Source organism: Streptomyces sp. NPDC039462 (assembly GCF_055639375.1).
In genome coordinates, this window is the sequence record NZ_JBVKAO010000004.1 from 37,257 (window position 1) to 52,346 (window position 15,090).

Consider the following 15,090-nt stretch of genomic DNA (forward strand, 5'->3'; position numbering starts at 1 on the left):
GCGGGTGAGATCCTGGACGGCGTATGTCTACGCAGCCCGCCCTCGCCCTCGACGCCCTCGCCTCCCGCCTCTCCGAGCTCTCGCTGCGCGACGAGCACCGGATCGGCAGGCGGCTGGAGGGTGCGCGCCGGATCCGCAAGCCCGAGGCCCGTGCCGCCGTCCTCGCCGAGATCGCGGCGGACGTCGACAAGGCCGCGGCACGGATGGCCGAGCGGGGCAGCCGGCTGCCCACGATCACGTATCCGCAAGAGCTGCCGGTCAGCCAGAAGAAGGACGACATCGCCGAGGCGATCCGCGACCACCAGGTCGTGATCGTCGCGGGCGAGACCGGCTCGGGCAAGACCACGCAGATCCCCAAGATCTGCATGGAGCTCGGCCGGGGCGTGCGCGGCATGATCGGGCACACGCAGCCGCGCCGCATCGCGGCCCGCACGGTGGCCGAGCGCGTCGCCGACGAGCTGGACACCCCGCTCGGCGAGGCCGTCGGCTGGAAGGTCCGCTTCACCGACCAGGTCGGCGCGGACACGTTCGTGAAGCTGATGACGGACGGCATCCTGCTGGCCGAGATCCAGACGGACCGCGAGCTGCGCGCGTACGACACGATCATCATCGACGAGGCGCACGAGCGCTCGCTCAACATCGACTTCCTGCTGGGCTATCTCGCCCAGCTCCTGCCGAAGCGCCCGGATCTGAAGGTCGTCATCACGTCGGCGACGATCGACCCCGAGCGGTTCTCGCGGCACTTCGGGGACGCCCCGATCGTGGAGGTCTCCGGCCGTACGTATCCGGTCGAGGTGCGTTATCGCCCCCTCCTCGAAGAGGAGGGGGACGACTCCGACCGCGACCAGATCACCGCGATCACGGACGCCGTCGAGGAGCTCCAGGCCGAGGGCAAGGGCGACATCCTCGTGTTCCTCTCCGGAGAGCGCGAGATCCGGGACACGGCGGACGCGCTGAACAAGAAGAACTACCGGTTCACCGAGGTCCTGCCCCTCTACGCCCGGTTGTCGCACGCCGAGCAGCACCGCGTGTTCCAGCAGCACACCGGCCGAAGAATCGTCCTCGCGACGAACGTCGCCGAGACCTCCCTGACCGTCCCCGGCATCAAGTACGTGATCGACCCGGGCACGGCCCGCATCTCGCGCTACAGCCATCGCACGAAGGTGCAGCGGCTGCCCATCGAGGCGATCAGTCAGGCCAGCGCCAACCAGCGCAAGGGCCGCTGCGGCCGTACGTCGGACGGCATCTGCATCCGCCTCTACAGCGAGGACGACTTCCTCTCCCGCCCCGAGTTCACGGACGCGGAGATCCTCCGTACGAACCTCGCCTCGGTCATCCTGCAGATGACGGCGGCCGGCCTCGGCGACATCGAGAAGTTCCCCTTCATCGACCCGCCGGACCACCGCAACATCCGTGACGGCGTCCAGCTCCTCCAGGAGCTGGGTGCGCTGGACCCCGCCCAGAAGGACCCGAAGAAGCGGCTCACCCCGCAGGGGCGCAAGCTCAGCCAGCTGCCCGTCGACCCGCGGCTCGCCCGGATGGTCCTGGAGGCCGACAAGAACGGCTGTGTGCGCGAGGTCATGGTGATCGCGGCGGCGCTCTCCATCCAGGACCCGCGTGAGCGCCCGGCCGACAAGCAGACGCAGGCCGACCAGCAGCACGCCCGCTTCAAGGACGAGACGAGCGACTTCCTCGCCTTCCTCAACCTGTGGCGGTACGTCAGGGAGCAGCAGAAGACGCTCGGCTCATCGGCCTTCCGCCGTATGTGCAAGCGGGAGTACCTGAACTACCTCCGCATCCGCGAATGGCAGGACATCTATTCGCAGTTGCGTACGGTCGCGAAGCAGATGGGCCTCAGCCTCAACGAGGACGACGCCCCCGAGCAGCACGTCCACATCTCGCTCCTGTCCGGCCTGCTCTCCCACATCGGGATGAAGGACGTGAAGGAGTCGAAGGACAGCAGGTCCGCCAAGGACGGCGACGCCAAGCAGCGCGGCGGGCGCAACGAATACATCGGCGCGCGCAACGCGAAGTTCGCGGTCTTCCCGGGCTCGGCGCTCTTCAAGAAGCCGCCGCGCTTCATCATGTCGGCCGAGCTGGTCGAGACCTCCCGGCTGTGGGCGCGGGTCAACGCGAAGATCGAGCCGGAGTGGGTCGAGCCGCTCGCCCAGCACCTCCTGAAGCGGACGTACAGCGAACCGCACTGGGAGAAGGACCAGGCCGCGGTGATGGCGATCGAGAAGGTCACGCTCTACGGCGTCCCGATCGTCACCGACCGCAAGGTGAACTACGGCCGCATCGACCCCGAGGTCTCCCGCGACCTCTTCATCCGGAACGCGCTGGTGGAGGGCGACTGGCGCACCCACCACAAGTTCTTCGCCGCCAACCGCAAGCTCCTCACCGAGGTCGAGGAGCTGGAGCACCGCGCGCGGCGCCGCGACATCCTCGTCGACGACGAGACGCTCTTCGACTTCTACGACCAGCGGGTGCCGGCGGACGTCGTGTCCGGCGCGCACTTCGACTCCTGGTGGAAGAAGAAGCAGCGGGAAGAGCCCGAACTGCTCGACTTCGAGCGGTCGATGCTGATCAACGAGAAGGCGCAGGGTGTCTCCAAGGACGACTACCCCGACTCGTGGCGCCAGGGGCAGCTCAAGTTCCGGGTGACGTACCAGTTCGAGCCGGGCGCGGACGCGGACGGTGTGACCGTCCACATCCCGCTCCAGGTCCTGAACCAGGTGACGGACGACGGCTTCGACTGGCAGATCCCGGGCCTGCGCGAGGACGTGGTCGTCGAGCTGATCCGCTCCCTGCCGAAGCCCATCCGCCGGAACTACGTCCCCGCGCCGAACTTCGCGAAGGCGTTCCTGGAGCGTGCCGTGCCGTTGCAGGAGCCGCTGCACGTCACGCTGGCGCGCGAGCTCCAGCGGATGGTCGGCGTGCCGGTCACGCCGGACGACTTCGACCTGACGCGCGTGCCCGACCACTTGAAGATCACGTTCCGTATCGTCGACGAGCGGCGCAAGAAGCTCGCCGAGGACAAGGACCTCGAAGCGCTGAAGCTCCGGCTCAAGCCGAAGGCCCGCAAGGCGCTCTCGCAGGCGGCCGCGGCGACGGCGGAGCGCACGGGCGGCTCGGCGGTCGAGCGCTCGGGCCTGACGGACTGGAGCATCGGCACCCTCCAGCGCGTCTTCGAGACGCGCCGCGCCGGCCAGCCGGTGAAGGCGTATCCGGCGCTCGTCGACGACGGCGACACCGTTTCCGTACGCCTCTTCGACACCGAGGCGGAGCAGCAGCAGGCCATGTGGCGCGGCACCCGGCGCCTCATCCTGCGCAACATCCCGGTGAACCCGGCCAAGTTCGCTTCCGACAAGCTGACCAACCAGCAGAAGCTCGCCCTGTCGGCGAACCCGCACGGCTCGATGCAGGCCCTCTTCGACGACTGCGCGACGGCCGCCGCGGACAAGCTGATGGCGGACTTCGGCGGGCCGGTCTGGGACGAGGAGTCGTACCGCAAGCTGTTCGACAAGGTGCGCGCGGAGATCGTCGACACGACCGTGCGGGCGGTCGGCCAGGTCCAGCAGGTCCTCGCCGCCTGGCAGGCCTGTGAGCGCCGTCTGAAGTCGGCGCAGAGCCCGGCCCTGCTCCCCAACCTCGCGGATGTGCGGGAGCAGCTGAACTCCCTCATCAAGCCCGGTTTCGTGACGGAGACGGGGCTGCGCCGCCTGCCGGACCTGATGCGCTACATGGTCGCGGCGGACCGGCGCCTGCAGCAGATGCCGACCAGCGTCCAGCGGGACACCGCGCGCATGGAGAAGGTCCGTGAGATGCGCGACGAGTACCTGTGGCTGCTCGAACAGCTGCCACAGGGCAGGCCCGTGCCGCAGGAGGCCTTGGACATCCGCTGGATGATCGAGGAGCTCCGCGTCAGCTACTTCGCGCACGCGCTGGGCACGGCGTATCCCGTCTCGGACAAGCGGATCGTGAAGGCGATCGACGCGCTGGTCCCGTGATCGCCCGGGCACACAGGGTGAGTTCGACCGCCGGGCCTGCACTGCTGTAGAGTCCTGTCTCGCAGCACAACGCGCAAGCAAGTGCAGCGAGCAAGGTCCTGTGGAGCAGTTTGGAGTGCTCGCCACCCTGTCAAGGTGGAGGCCGCGGGTTCAAATCCCGTCAGGACCGCAGTAGATATGAGGGCCGTACCCATCGGGTGCGGCCCTCAGTCGTGTGCGGGCTCCGTGCCCGGGCGGCTTGACGGAGTCACATTCCGTCGGTACTCCGGAGAGCAGGGGCCGGCGGGAGGCCCCCAGGAGGTGACGCATGTCCGCTTCTTCGGCGTCCGCGCGGCACGAGACGCGCGCCCTGCTGCGCGCCCACCTCGCGGCGGCCACCGGCTACCGCCACGTGACCCGGCACTGCCCGATCTGCCACCGGCTGCTGAGACTCGCCCTGGAGGCCCCTCAGCGCCCACCGGGCGAGCCCGAGGACCCCGAGGAGGGTTTCGTGCGGGAGAGCGCCGCAGACAGCCCTCCCGACGCATGACCCCAGCGCAAGAGCCCCTCTAGCGCAGGGGAGTTGCCCACAACAAGATTCACGACGTGTGACGGGTGTCACCGAAGTAGTTTGCGAAACCCCGGAACTTACACCCTTCCTACAACCAGCCAATTTAATATGTGCAATTGCACCACCCCCTGGGCGCTCCCCCGCTGTTCTCCGATTACTCCCCAGGGCCGCCCACCTGCGCATCCTCCGCGCATCCCCGGCACACAAAAAAGATCGCGCTGGACCCGGCGGAGTCCAGCGCGATCGAACGACGCACCCATGTGTGTCAGGCGTGGGTCCCGTTGGGGCGGGACCCTCGTCGTGTGGAGCCATATGTCGGACGTACGGCCAGGTTGGGGGACCTGACAGCAGTGGTGCTCTTCGCCCGAGTTGTACGAGTTACTGCTGGTTGAGCGGTACTTCTGGCGTACGTCAGGCCTCGCTGCGCTGCTGCGGAATGCCCGCGAGCAGTGCGCGGACCTCAGCCTCGCGGTAACGGCGGTGTCCGCCGAGCGTGCGAATCGACGTGAGCTTGCCAGCCTTGGCCCAGCGCGTCACCGTCTTCGGGTCGACGCGGAACATCGTGGCGACCTCAGCCGGGGTCAGCAGCGGCTCGGCATCAGGGGTGCGAGCGGTCATGAGCGGCCTCCTCGGGAGAACCGAACCTTCTCGGTTCATTCCTCTAAATTCTGCACCTTGACCCGCGTTGCCCGAAATGGCGGACGCGAGTCGAGTCGGTTATAGGACGAACGGCTTGTCCTCGGCACTACAACTACACCATCCGTCCAGCCGCGTCGGCCAAACCGATGGAATTGCCCTCCCAGGTGTTCATCACCGACGGAAGCCGATGGACCATGCCATAGCGGACAGTCACGCCACAGTGACGATCAGTCACAGAGCGATCAGGAGTCAACAGACCCCCCATACAGTGCAATGCTGAGTAATCCGCCCTTACTTGGGCGGAAGGAGCCCTCCCCGGACTCCTTGTCCTATTTTGGCATGAGGAGGGGTGATGGGCGCAAGAGCCCCGAAAGTGCGGTCCATCACGCTTGAGGCAAAGGCCCGTATCGGGACCTACGTCCCGGGACCCTGAAGGGCGGCGACGGAAGGGAGCCGGCCCTCAGTTCGCGAACTGAAGATCCCGGATCGCCCGCCACCGCTCCACGAGCCTCGCATACGCCTCGCCGGCCGCCTCGCCGTCGCCGTCGCGCAGCGCCTCGATCCCCTCGGCCACGTCCGCCGCCGAGTGGTCCTCGCCGAGCTCGTCGGCCGGCACCGCGTGCACGAGGCCTCCGTAGTCGAGCTCGACCAGGGAGCGCGGGTGGAACTCCTCCAGCCAGCGGCCGACGTCCACGAGACCGTCGATGAGCGGCCCCTCGCCCAGCGCCTCCCGCAGCGTCTTCAGACCGCGCGCGACCCGGCGCCGCGCCTGCACCATCGGGGTGCGGTAGCGGAGCACGGGCGGGTCGGCCTTCGCGTGGTCCCGCTCCTCGTCGGAGAAGAGCACGAACCAGTGCAGCGGCACCTGCCACGTGGACGTACGGATCCAGGGGCGCGCGTCGGGGTTCCGGGCCAGCCACTGTTCGTAGTCCGCGGCCGTCTGCCGGCGCAGCACCGGAGGGAGCACCGCGTCGAGGACCGGCGCGGGCAGCTGCCCGGCCAGCTCCCCCATGGCCTGCCAGCCGCGCAGCCGGGTCCGCCAGGGGCAGACGCACAGCACCCCGTCGGCCTCCACGACGAACGCGTCGCCGCTCTCGTGCACCGGCACGGGCACCGGCGGCGTGGGCACCAGGTCGGCGAGCGAGCGGCGGAGCTCGTCCTGGTAGGAGGGAAGGTCCCGGCGGCGGGCGTAGCGCGCCCAGTGCTCGCGCTCCGGTTCCGGGAAGGCGGCCAGCGGCTCGTACACGCGCAGATAGGACGCGTACGGGACCGTCACCGATGACACCTTGGGCACGGCTGCTCTCTCCCCCACGGGTGAACTCGAAAACGTGATCCTCGACTCCGGGCGGTCAAGGTCGGTGGACAGCCTTTAGTCTCATGCCCATCGGGCCCCGCCACCCGCACGGGACCCGCCCAACCGCGCCACTTGACCGGGAGTCACCACAGTGACCGAAGCAGACAACGGCGTCCTGCACACCCTGTTCCACTCGGACCAGGGAGGCCACGAGCAAGTAGTGCTCTGCCAGGACCGTGCCAGCGGCCTCAAGGCCGTCATCGCCATCCACAGCACCGCCCTGGGCCCCGCCCTCGGCGGCACCCGCTTCTATCCGTACGCGACCGAGGAAGAGGCCGTCGCCGACGTCCTGAACCTGTCGCGCGGGATGTCGTACAAGAACGCCATGGCCGGGCTCGACCACGGCGGCGGCAAGGCCGTGATCATCGGCGACCCCGAGCAGATCAAGAGCGAGGACCTGCTCCTCGCCTTCGGCCGCTTCGTCGCCTCGCTCGGCGGCCGCTATGTGACGGCCTGCGACGTCGGTACGTACGTCGCGGACATGGACGTCGTCGCGCGCGAGTGCCGCTGGACCACCGGGCGCTCCCCGGAGAACGGCGGCGCGGGCGACTCCTCCGTGCTCACCGCCTTCGGTGTCTTCCAGGGCATGCGCGCCAGCGCCGAGCACCTGTGGGGCGACCCTTCGCTGCGCGGCCGCAAGGTCGGCGTCGCGGGCGTCGGCAAGGTGGGTCACCACCTCGTCGAGCACCTCCTGGAGGACGGCGCCGACGTCGTGATCACGGACGTCCGCGAGGAGTCGGTGAACCGGATCACCCACAAGCACCCGTCGGTGACGGCGGTGGCGGACACCGAGGCGCTCATCCGGACCGAGGGCCTCGACATCTACGCGCCCTGTGCGCTCGGCGGCGCGCTCGACGACGACTCCGTGCCGGTCCTGACCGCGAAGGTGGTGTGCGGCGCCGCCAACAACCAGCTGGCGCACCCGGGGGTCGAGAAGGACCTCGCCGACCGGTCGATCCTCTACGCGCCGGACTACGTGGTGAACGCAGGCGGCGTCATCCAGGTCGCCGACGAGCTGCGCGGCTTCGACTTCGACCGGTGCAAGGCGAAGGCGTCGAAGATCTTCGACACCACGCTCGCCATATTCGCTCGCGCAAAGGAAGACGGCATTCCGCCGGCCGCCGCGGCCGACAGGATCGCCGAACAGCGGATGTCCGACGCGCGCTGAAATGGCGCGCGGGGACGTGTGACGGGGCCCCGCCGGCGTACTGGGAGAGACAAGACTCACCCCCGTCGGCGGGTCGCCCGACAAGAAGAGGTTAAAATCGCAGTTGACCAGCGAGGACGGGGCTCCTCGAGGGTTGTGCGCCGAGGCGCGTCCTGCGGGCGACGTACCGTATGGCCGCAGGAGCAGGTACCGTGGAAGCCCTACGGACCGGTCTCTCCACGGAGAGTCCGTTCCAGATCATGAACGCGTGTCAAGACTCTGGGGCCGTCGAGCCCCGTATCCGAGGGGGTCGAGCCATGGGGCGCGGCCGGGCAAAGGCCAAGCAGACGAAGGTCGCCCGCCAGCTGAAGTACAGCAGCGGCGGGACAGACCTGTCGCGTCTGGCCAATGAGCTGGGCGCTTCGACTTCGCAACAGCCGCCGAATGGCGAGCCGTTCGAAGACGACGACGAGGAAGACGACCCGTACGCCCAGTACGCGGATCTGTATAACGACGACGAGGACGACGACTCTGCCGAAGAGTCCGGCCCCTCGTCTCAGCGCCGCGGCGCTTGACCTCGTTGCTTACGCACTATTTATTGCCTAGGCAGTATTCGCAGTTCTCATAGCAACTGCACTTCACCCGGTCCGGGGGCACCACCCCGGGCCGGGTTTTGTGCTGCTCGCGCTTCCTACTTCGCGTAGTCGCCGATGAGCTCGGCGCCGGTCGCGTGGTCGCCGCGGTCGGTGATCTCTCCGGCGACCCAGGCCTCCACGCCGCGGTCGGCGAGGGTGGTGAGCGCCGCGTCCGCCGACTCCTCGGGGACGATCGCGATCATGCCGACGCCCATGTTCAGCGTCTTCTCCAGTTCGAGGCGCTCGACCTTCCCCTGCTTGCCGACCACGTCGAAGATCGCGCCCGGCGTCCACGTCTCGCGGTCGACGATCGCGTGCAGGTCGTCCGGGATCACCCGGGCGAGGTTCGCCGCGAGGCCGCCGCCCGTGATGTGGCTGAAGGCGTGGACGTCGGTGGTGCGGGTGAGCGCCAGGCAGTCCAGGGAGTAGATCTTGGTGGGCTCCAGGAGCTCCTCGCCGAGCGTGCGGCCGAACTCCTCGACCTGGCGGTCCAGGGCCCAGCCTGCGCGGTCGAAGACCACATGCCGGACGAGCGAGTACCCGTTCGAGTGAAGACCCGAGGCCGCCATGGCGATGACCGCGTCACCCTTACGGATGCGATCCGGGCCGAGCAGACGGTCGGCCTCGACCGCGCCCGTGCCGGCGCCCGCGACGTCGAAGTCGTCCGGGCCGAGCAGGCCAGGGTGCTCCGCCGTCTCGCCGCCGACGAGCGAGCAGCCCGCGAGGACACAGCCCTCGGCGATGCCCTTCACGATGGCGGCGACGCGCTCGGGGTGGACCTTGCCGACGCAGATGTAGTCGGTCATGAAGAGCGGCTCGGCGCCGCACACGACGATGTCGTCCATGACCATCGCGACGAGGTCGTGGCCGATGGTGTCGTAGACCCCCATCTGGCGGGCGATGTCGACCTTCGTGCCGACGCCGTCGGTCGCGGAGGCGAGCAGGGGGCGCTCGAAGCGCTTGAGCGCGGAGGCGTCGAAGAGCCCGGCGAAGCCGCCGAGGCCGCCGAGGCCCGCGACCTCGGGACGCTGGGTCTTCTTGACCCACTCCTTCATCAGCTCGACGGCGCGATCGCCCGCCTCGATGTCGACGCCCGCGCTTGCGTAGCTGGCACCAGTGGTCTCAGACATGACGGTGAGAACTTTCGTGTCGTACTGCGTGGGGTCTTACGGGCGACGGATCGCGTCGGCGGCGGCAGTGCTCGCCGGGCCCGCGGCCAGTTCCGTCTCCAGGAGCTGCTTGCCGAGCAGCTCGGGGTCGGGCAGGTCCATCGGGTACTCGCCGTCGAAGCAGGCGCGGCAGAGGTTCGGCTTGTCGATGGTCGTGGCCTCGATCATGCCGTCGATGGAGATGTACGAGAGGGAGTCGGCGCCGAGCGACGTGCCGATCTCCTCGATGGTCATGCCGTTGGCGATGAGCTCGGCGCGCGTCGCGAAGTCGATGCCGAAGAAGCACGGCCACTTCACGGGCGGGGACGAGATCCGGATGTGGACCTCGGCTGCGCCGGCCTCGCGGAGCATCTTGACCAGGGCGCGCTGGGTGTTGCCGCGGACGATCGAGTCGTCGACGACCACCAGCTTCTTGCCCTTGATGACTTCCTTGAGGGGGTTCAGCTTGAGACGGATGCCGAGCTGGCGGATCGTCTGCGAGGGCTGGATGAAGGTGCGGCCGACATAGGCGTTCTTCACCAGGCCGGCGCCGAAGGGGATGCCGGAGGCTTCCGCGTACCCGATCGCGGCGGGGGTGCCGGATTCGGGGGTCGCTATGACGAGGTCGGCCTCGACAGGAGCTTCCTTGGCGAGTTTCCGGCCCATCTCGACGCGCGAGAGGTAGACGTTCCGGCCCGCGATGTCCGTGTCGGGGCGCGCGAGGTAGACGTACTCGAAGACACAGCCCTTGGGCTTCGCTTCCGCGAATCGGGACGTTCGCAGTCCGTTCTCGTCGATCGCGATGAACTCGCCGGGCTCGATCTCGCGGACGTAGGAGGCGCCGCAGATGTCGAGGGCGGCGGACTCCGACGCGACGACCCAGCCGCGCTCCAGGCGGCCGAGGACCAGCGGGCGGATGCCCTGCGGGTCACGGGCCGCGTACAGCGTGCCCTCGTCCATGAAGATGAGGGAGAAGGCGCCCTGAACCTGCGGGAGGATCTTCATGGCGGCGTCTTCGATGGTCAGCGGCTTGCCGTCGTCGTCCACCTGACCTGCGAGGAGAGCCGTCACCAGGTCGGTGTCGTTGGTCGCGGCGACCTGGGTCGCGCGGCCGTTCTCCTTCGGCAGTTCGGCGACCAGCTCGGCGAGCTGGGCCGTGTTGACGAGGTTGCCGTTGTGCCCGAGCGCGATGGAGCCGTGCGCGGTGGCACGGAACGTCGGCTGGGCGTTCTCCCAGACGGAGGCACCGGTGGTCGAGTAGCGGGCGTGACCGACCGCGATGTGACCCTGGAGCGAGCCGAGAGAGGTTTCGTCGAAGACCTGGGAAACGAGGCCCATGTCCTTGAAGACGAGGATCTGGGAGCCGTTGCTGACCGCGATTCCCGCGGATTCCTGGCCCCGATGCTGGAGGGCGTAGAGCCCGAAGTACGTGAGCTTTGCGACCTCTTCGCCCGGAGCCCAGACACCGAAGACGCCGCAAGCGTCCTGGGGGCCCTTCTCGCCGGGAAGCAGATCGTGATTGAGTCGACCGTCACCACGTGGCACGCCACCGAGTGTAGGCGAGATCGACCACTGGTCCGAATTGGGGATACGACCCCGGCACGGAGGGTGAGCGCAGCTCGCCGCCGGGGCCTTCGAGGCCTGTTCGCCGCGCTTGTGCGTCAGGCGTACGACAGGGCTGTGAACTGCGACGACGGCTTTGTGAACAGGGGCGGGAGCGCGTTGACGCCCGCTTCGGCACCCCGCGAGGCTCCTGATCCATGCAGCCTCATGGATTGTCACGGTCTTCCCGGTTGTCCCGGCGCTCCTTCGCCGGCGGAGTGGCGGGCGCCGCCGTCGGCGTGGGCGCGGCGGGCGCCGCGACGCGGGCCGACGCCGCGCCCGGCGCCCCCGCCACGGCCTCCTCCACTACCCCCGCCGAGCGGCCCTTCGCCGCCGCCCGCGGGCGGCACTCCCGGCGGCCCAACATCCTCTTCATCCTCGGCGACGACCTCGGCTGGGCCGATCTCTCCTCGTACGGGTCACCGCACATAAAGACCCCCCACCTGGACCGCCTCGCCCGCCAGGGCGTGCGGTTCACCGATGCCTACTCCGGGTCCGCGACCTGCTCGCCGACCCGCTTCAGCCTGTACACGGGACGCTTCCCCGGGCGTACGAAGGGCGGGCTCGCGGAGCCGATCGCCGACAGGTCCGTGGGCCTCGACCCGACCCACCCCACGCTCGCCTCGCTGCTTCGCGACGCCGGATACGCGACCGCGCTGATCGGCAAGTGGCACTGCGGCTATCTGCCCGACTACTCCCCCACCCGGTCGGGCTGGGACGAGTTCTTCGGGAACTTCGGCGGCGCCTTGGAGTACTACTCGAAGCTCGGGCTGGGCGGGGAGTACGACCTCTACGAGGGCGGTGTCCGGGAGGGCGATGCCGAGTACAAGGACCTGCGGTACTACACGCGTGTCCTGACCGAGCGGGCGAGCGCGTACGTCCGGCGGGACCACGGCGAGCGCCCCTGGCTGCTCAACCTCAACTTCACCACCCCGCACTGGCCGTGGATCGCGGACGGGGACGAGGAGCAGAGCGCCGAGATCGTGCGGCGGATCAAGGCGGGCGACAAGGGCGCGCTCCGCCACCAGGACGGCGGCTCCGTGGAGAAGTACGCGGAGATGGTCGAGGACTTGGACCGCTCGGTCGGTGAAGTGCTGCGCGCGCTGCGGAAGTCCGGGCAGGAGCGGGACACGCTGGTGTTCTTCGCCTCCGACAACGGCGGTGAGCGCTTCTCGTACAACTGGCCGCTGTCCGGCAACAAGGGGTCGCTGAAGGAGGGCGGCATCCGCGTGCCGACCATCGTGCGGTGGCCGGCGCGGATCGACGGCGGGCAGGTCAGCGACGAGCCCGTCTACACGCCGGACTGGACGGCGACGCTCCTGGACATCGCGGGCGCCCGGCCGCACCCGGCGTATCCGCTGGACGGGACGAGCCTCGCGCCCTACCTCCTGAAGGGGCAGGCCGTCGCCGAGCGCGAGCTGTTCTGGCGGGTGCGCGGGGAGCGGGCGCTGCGCCGCGGGAAGTGGAAGTACTACCGCGGCAAGGGCGGCGCGGACCAGCTCTTCGACCTCGCGGCCGACCGGCGTGAGCAGGCCGACCGGGCCGCGGGCGAGCCGGAGCTCCTGGCCGAGCTGCGGGCGGCGTGGGAGCGGACGGACGGGGAACTGCTGGCGTACGGCTGACGCTCCGGTGCCGTACCGCTACTTCACCGGCTTCTCGACTCCCTCGCGGTCCGCGTTCGCCCTGATCACGGTGCCGTCGGCGGCGGTGAGCTTCAGGGTGCCCCGCGCCACCTCGTAGCGTGCCGTCCCGTCGAAGAGCTTCAGGAGCTTGCGTTCCGTGGTCATCGCCTCGCCCGGGCACAGCTTCCGGGTGGTGGCGGGGGCGCCGAAGGTGATGCGGCCGTCCTTCGCCTCGGCCTTGGCGGTGACGGAGTTGCAGCCGAGGTTGCCGCGGACCTTGCCGTCCTCGCCGAAGGTCAGGTGGACCTTGTCGGCCACGTCCTTCGGCAGGGACGCGGTGGTCCGGGCGTCGCCGACGGCGTCGACCCGCCACTTGGTGCCGGTGAGCGGGGCGTCGGGCTCGGCGGGCTGCGAGGTGAAGGCCACGCGGTCTCCCTTGGCGGTGGTGAGGGTCATGCGGTCGCCGGCGACCTTCGCGGTGAACTTCTCCTTGCCGAGGGCGCGCAGGAAGTTCTTCTCGAACGTCATGCGGCCGTCGTCCGCGCAGGCCCGCTTCGTCGTCAGGGGCTGCCCGAACTCCACGGTCTCGCCCTTGATCGACACGTCGGCGCCGACCGAGTTGCAGCCGAAGCTGCCGCCGGCCCGCCCGTCCTCTCCGATCTTGAGGTAGGCGTTCCCCGGCGCGTCGTGCTTCTTGCCGCCGAGGGTGAGGCTCTCGACGTTCCAGCGGACGCCGGTGAGAGCCGCCTCGCTCTCCACGGAACGGCCGCCGGAGCCGCCTTCGGAGCCGGCCCCGGACTCGGTGCCGCATGCGGTGAGCAGCAGCCCGGCGGAGGCCAGCGCGGTCACGGTGAGGGTCAGTCGCTGCGTGTGCATGACGATGTGACGGGACAAGTGGGGGAGTCGGTTCCATCACCCCCACCGACCGCGGCTAGCCCATGATCGGCAGCAGGTCCGACAGATCCGCCCGTTCCCCGCTCGCGCTGACCTTCGCCGCGTCCAGGGCGCTCGCCCAGTCGGTGCGGCCGGTCGCGAGGCGGATCCAGGTGAGCGGGTCGGTCTCGACGACGTTGGGCGGGGTGCCGCGGGTGTGCCGGGGGCCCGCCACGCACTGCACGACCGCGTACGGCGGGACGCGCACCTCGGTCGACGCGCCCGGCGCCTTCACCGCGAGGGCGTCCCCGAGCAGCCGGGCACAGGCGGCCAGGGCCTGGCGGTCGTACGGGACATCGAGGCCCGGCACCGCGTCGTTCAAGTCGTCCGTGTGGACGGTGAGTTCGACGGTTCGGGTGACCAGGAAGTCGCCGAGGGTCATGGCGCCGAAGCGGGAGGGCACCAGGCGCTCGTCGGGCGCCGCGGCCAGGGACTCCTCGACGCCGGTGAGCGTGCGCGTGAACAGGTCGTCGAGGTCGGCGCCGGCGCTCTCGGCGACGGCACGGGTGTCCTCGTCGACCTGGGCCGCAGCGGTGACGGTCGCGAACGGCCAGTCCATGAGCGGGACTTCGTGCTTCTCCGGCTCGGGCAGGCCCAGGTAGCGGTGGACGGTGCCGAGGACCATCGCGATGTGGGCCGCCAGTTCGTGCACGGTCCAGTCGCCGAGCCGGGTGGGGCGGGCCAGCTGCTCGGGCGTGAGAGTGCGCACCGCGTCCCGTACGTTGCCCGACTGGGCGAGGACAGCGGTGCGGATCTTGGCGGAGTCGTACGAACGCGTGCGCTTCTTGGCCGGTGGCATGGGGCCGAGCCTAAGCGCTTTCGGGGTACCCCTGAAGTCCCTTTTCCACCAGATCGAAGGCGCGCTCGGCGGCCTCGGCGCAGTCCTTCGCGATCTCGTCGATCGGGTCGCCGGCGAGGGTGCGCTCGTGGTTCTCCATGATGAGCGCGTTCCGGGCGCCGATCAGCTGGGCGGCGGCGACCCGCGCGAGGAGCACGTCGCCGGTCTCCTCGGCGAGGGCGTCCGTGAGGAGCTGGACGCTGCGCATGTGGAAGATCACCATGCGGTGCGCGAGCGTCGGTGTCTCCTTGATGAGCTGGCGCACCTTGAGGGTGCGCGGGTCGCCGCTGAGACCGATCGACGGGTCGTGGCCGGGGATCTGCTCCAGGAACTGGCGGCGCGCCGCGGCGACCGCGGACTCGCCGGGCCGCCGCTCGCGCACCGCGCGGGCCGGGTCTCCCGCGTGCTCCTCCATCGGGCCGACGATCACGCCTTCTTTGGTGCCGAAGTAGTTGAAGACGGTCATCTTCGACACGTCGGCCGCCTCGGCGATCTCCGCCACGGAGACGTGGTCGAAGCCCCGCTCTGAGCAGAGGTCCACGGCGACCTGCCAGATCCGCGCGGCGGTCTGCCGCTTCTTGCGCGCGCGCAGCCCCAGCTCCTCAGTCATGC

The 15,090-nt window shown here is 69.5% G+C and carries 12 protein-coding genes and 1 tRNA gene; 6 read left to right on the forward strand and 7 right to left on the reverse strand.

What is annotated here, in order from left to right; all coding sequences use genetic code 11:
* The first annotated feature begins 23 nt into the window (after nt 1-23).
* From hrpA to ACZ7LU_RS22485, 3 genes are all read left to right on the forward strand, one after another.
* The gene (hrpA, locus tag ACZ7LU_RS22475) at nt 24-4,010 is read left to right on the forward strand and encodes an ATP-dependent RNA helicase HrpA (RefSeq protein ID WP_471917812.1); all 3,987 of its coding nucleotides are present in this window, start codon (nt 24-26) and stop codon (nt 4,008-4,010) included.
* A 94-nt stretch (nt 4,011-4,104) separates the two neighbouring features.
* A tRNA-Asp gene (locus ACZ7LU_RS22480) sits at nt 4,105-4,179 on the forward strand.
* Between the two features lie 138 nt (nt 4,180-4,317).
* Complete coding sequence (locus ACZ7LU_RS22485) at nt 4,318-4,539, forward strand: DUF6274 family protein (protein ID WP_398301524.1); 222 nt, start codon at nt 4,318-4,320, stop codon at nt 4,537-4,539.
* Between the two features lie 432 nt (nt 4,540-4,971).
* Here ACZ7LU_RS22485 and bldC read toward each other — a convergent pair whose 3' ends face one another.
* Entirely contained in the window at nt 4,972-5,178 is a 207-nt protein-coding gene (bldC, locus tag ACZ7LU_RS22490; protein WP_003949541.1) for a developmental transcriptional regulator BldC, read from the reverse strand.
* Nucleotides 5,179-5,659: 481 nt separating this feature from the next.
* Nucleotides 5,660-6,493: a DUF8083 family protein gene (locus ACZ7LU_RS22495; RefSeq protein ID WP_398301526.1), complete on the reverse strand. Its 834-nt coding sequence runs from the start codon at nt 6,491-6,493 to the stop codon at nt 5,660-5,662.
* Nucleotides 6,494-6,644: 151 nt separating this feature from the next.
* On the opposite strand from ACZ7LU_RS22495, the gene ACZ7LU_RS22500 reads away from it, so the two are divergent.
* Nucleotides 6,645-7,721: a Leu/Phe/Val dehydrogenase gene (locus tag ACZ7LU_RS22500; protein WP_398301528.1), complete on the forward strand. Its 1,077-nt coding sequence runs from the start codon at nt 6,645-6,647 to the stop codon at nt 7,719-7,721.
* A 296-nt stretch (nt 7,722-8,017) separates the two neighbouring features.
* The gene (locus ACZ7LU_RS22505) at nt 8,018-8,275 is read left to right on the forward strand and encodes a DUF3073 domain-containing protein (RefSeq protein ID WP_344522176.1); all 258 of its coding nucleotides are present in this window, start codon (nt 8,018-8,020) and stop codon (nt 8,273-8,275) included.
* A gap of 116 nt (nt 8,276-8,391) precedes the next feature.
* Here the strand turns inward: ACZ7LU_RS22505 and purM are convergent, their stop codons facing one another.
* Together purM and purF are read right to left on the reverse strand one after the other, a co-directional pair.
* Nucleotides 8,392-9,465, reverse strand: coding sequence for a phosphoribosylformylglycinamidine cyclo-ligase (gene purM / locus ACZ7LU_RS22510; RefSeq protein ID WP_398301530.1), 1,074 nt, complete (start codon nt 9,463-9,465; stop codon nt 8,392-8,394).
* Between the two features lie 36 nt (nt 9,466-9,501).
* Nucleotides 9,502-11,028: an amidophosphoribosyltransferase gene (purF, locus tag ACZ7LU_RS22515; protein WP_471917813.1), complete on the reverse strand. Its 1,527-nt coding sequence runs from the start codon at nt 11,026-11,028 to the stop codon at nt 9,502-9,504.
* 230 nt (nt 11,029-11,258) lie between these two features.
* On the opposite strand from purF, the gene ACZ7LU_RS22520 reads away from it, so the two are divergent.
* Complete coding sequence (locus ACZ7LU_RS22520; protein ID WP_471917814.1) at nt 11,259-12,707, forward strand: sulfatase family protein; 1,449 nt, start codon at nt 11,259-11,261, stop codon at nt 12,705-12,707.
* Between the two features lie 18 nt (nt 12,708-12,725).
* On the opposite strand, the gene ACZ7LU_RS22525 is transcribed toward ACZ7LU_RS22520, so the two are convergent.
* From ACZ7LU_RS22525 to ACZ7LU_RS22535, 3 genes are read right to left on the reverse strand one after another with little or no spacing between them, the layout of a single operon-like run.
* Nucleotides 12,726-13,583 carry an META domain-containing protein gene (locus ACZ7LU_RS22525; protein WP_471917815.1) on the reverse strand — a complete coding sequence of 286 codons (858 nt, stop codon included), beginning with the start codon at nt 13,581-13,583 and terminating at the stop codon, nt 12,726-12,728.
* Between the two features lie 55 nt (nt 13,584-13,638).
* Nucleotides 13,639-14,439, reverse strand: coding sequence for a maleylpyruvate isomerase family mycothiol-dependent enzyme (locus ACZ7LU_RS22530; protein WP_471917816.1), 801 nt, complete (start codon nt 14,437-14,439; stop codon nt 13,639-13,641).
* A 10-nt stretch (nt 14,440-14,449) separates the two neighbouring features.
* On the reverse strand, nt 14,450-15,088 hold the full coding sequence (locus ACZ7LU_RS22535; RefSeq protein ID WP_398301540.1) for a TetR/AcrR family transcriptional regulator: 639 nt from the start codon (nt 15,086-15,088) through the stop codon (nt 14,450-14,452).
* Nucleotides 15,089-15,090 lie beyond the last annotated feature (2 nt).